Origin of the sequence: Cnuella takakiae (genome assembly GCF_001953305.1) — a bacterium.
Lineage (GTDB): Bacteria > Bacteroidota > Bacteroidia > Chitinophagales > Chitinophagaceae > Flavisolibacter > Flavisolibacter takakiae.
In genome coordinates, this window is sequence record NZ_MTFE01000010.1 from 2,175,082 (window position 1) to 2,176,982 (window position 1,901).

General features: G+C 48.6%; 2 protein-coding genes. One reads left to right on the forward strand and one right to left on the reverse strand.

Going from position 1 to position 1,901, the window contains the following annotated elements:
- The first annotated feature begins 249 nt into the window (after positions 1-249).
- Positions 250-1,065, forward strand: coding sequence for an alpha/beta hydrolase (locus tag BUE76_RS09570; protein ID WP_216820648.1), 816 nt, complete (start codon positions 250-252; stop codon positions 1,063-1,065).
- A 238-nt stretch (positions 1,066-1,303) separates the two neighbouring features.
- Here BUE76_RS09570 and BUE76_RS09575 read toward each other — a convergent pair whose 3' ends face one another.
- On the reverse strand, positions 1,304-1,750 hold the full coding sequence (locus tag BUE76_RS09575; RefSeq protein ID WP_073042290.1) for a transposase: 447 nt from the start codon (positions 1,748-1,750) through the stop codon (positions 1,304-1,306).
- Positions 1,751-1,901 lie beyond the last annotated feature (151 nt).

Consider the following 1,901-nt stretch of genomic DNA (forward strand, 5'->3'; position numbering starts at 1 on the left):
TTCAGATAGAAGCCCTACGGGCTTTTGCAAGTACCCGCTTTATTAACAACTTCAACCACAACCCGAAACCATTAATAAACTGGATTAGCCATGTTGAAGACCGTTGTAATTACATGTTTCCTAGCTAGTAGTTTTTATTGCCAAGGGCAATCAACAACTGGCATTACTGGAATCCCAGACACTTCCTATTCCAACTACAGCGCTTTTATACAAACCCGTAAAACGCACCCGGATATCAGGGTTCCAAATGTGCCATCCACCAAAAAGGTGCGGGAACAAAAAGACCTGGTGTATTGCAATCGTGAAGGAAGGGCATTAAAGCTTGATACTTTCGTACCTGCAGCTAAAGGAAAAGGCCGCACGGCTATTCTCTTTGTGCACGGTGGCGGCTGGCGCACCGGCAACCGCACCCAGCACCACGATCTGGCAAGAAAGATGGCATTAATGGGTTACGTGGTATTCACCCCCGAGTACCGTTTGTCAACTGAGGCACTATATCCCGCAGCGGTACACGATATCAAAGCTTCCCTGCGCTGGCTGCATGCCCATGCAGCGGAGTATGGTGTGGATACCGCTAAAATTGCCATAGGCGGCTTTTCGGCTGGCGGGCAACTGGCAGCCCTGGTGGGCAGCACCAACGGCAATGTAAATATGGAAGGCACTGGATGCACGGATGGCAGCAGCAGTGTAGGAGCAATCCTCGACCTTGATGGGATTCTTGCTTTTATTCACCCCGAGTCGGGCGAAGGCGACGACAGCAAGCGTACTTCAGCCGCCACTTATTGGTTTGGCTATGGTAAAGATGCCCGCCCCGAAATCTGGAAGGAAGCCTCGGCGTTGACGCATGTGGGCCCGCATACCCCACCCACTTTATTCCTCAACAGCAGCGTTGACCGCATGCATGCCGGCCGAGACGATTACCGCAAGGTTTTGGACCAATATGGCATATACAGCGAGGTACACCAGTTTGAAGGAGCACCCCACGGCTTCCCACTATTTCAACCCTGGTTTGAACCGACGGTTCAATACATCGATGAGTTTTTGAAAAAGGTGTTTGGGAAGTAGGTAGCATTATTCAGTTGGTTCATGTTCATTTAATGACGCCGTTAGAAGGATCGAAGTGCCAGGTATGGTAAAACCTATTTGCAACCAATTGCTAATACTAAAACCAGAGGTGTTGCTATGCGAAGCCCGTAGGGCTTCAATTTGAATAGCCGCCGGTGCAACCGGCGGAGAAATTGTATCTACATTTAATTACCGTCCAACCCCGTAGGGGTTGAATCTCTTTTACAGATCTGAGTTTTTACAATAGGTACCGCTCCTCAAATTGGATCCCATGCTCTACAAGCAGCCTGCGGTATTCATCCTGAAAGCTTTCTACCTTGTGGTGTTCCTTTTGGTTTTTGACATAGTCGATAACACGCGGGTTGTCCTTGTAAGCATGGGTAAAAGCAGCATAGGCATCCTGCCATCCAACAAATTTGGGAAACAAGCCGGATGCTTTCATCCAGATGCTGCTGGCTACCTTTATTGATTTGACATAATCAGCAAGGCAAACAGAGGGGTGCAGGTCGGAGCAAATATGAATATGGTCAGCAATGCCGTTGATGCGGTATAAGTGCCCTTGTTTGTTTTTGATCAGGCCATGGATGTAGGCATATAACTCTCGGCAGTGTGATTCATTAATGGTTGGCTCACGGTGACGGGTGCCAAAAACAATATGATAGCAGATTTGCCGGTAGGTATTCATGCGCAGTTGTTTGCCATAGAAATTACTAAAGCACATTGCGGGATGCAAGTGATTTGGCAGATTTGGGAGAATTCCACAATCTGTAACGGTCACCGTTGAGAAGAGAGCCGGAGCCTGTAGGGCTCCAATTCAAATAGCCGCCGGTGCAAAC

Bases quoted from the DNA above. Each gene is read 5' to 3' on its own strand.
- BUE76_RS09575 (WP_073042290.1), bottom strand. From the start codon at position 1,750: ATGAATACCTACCGGCAAATCTGCTATCATATTGTTTTTGGCACCCGT.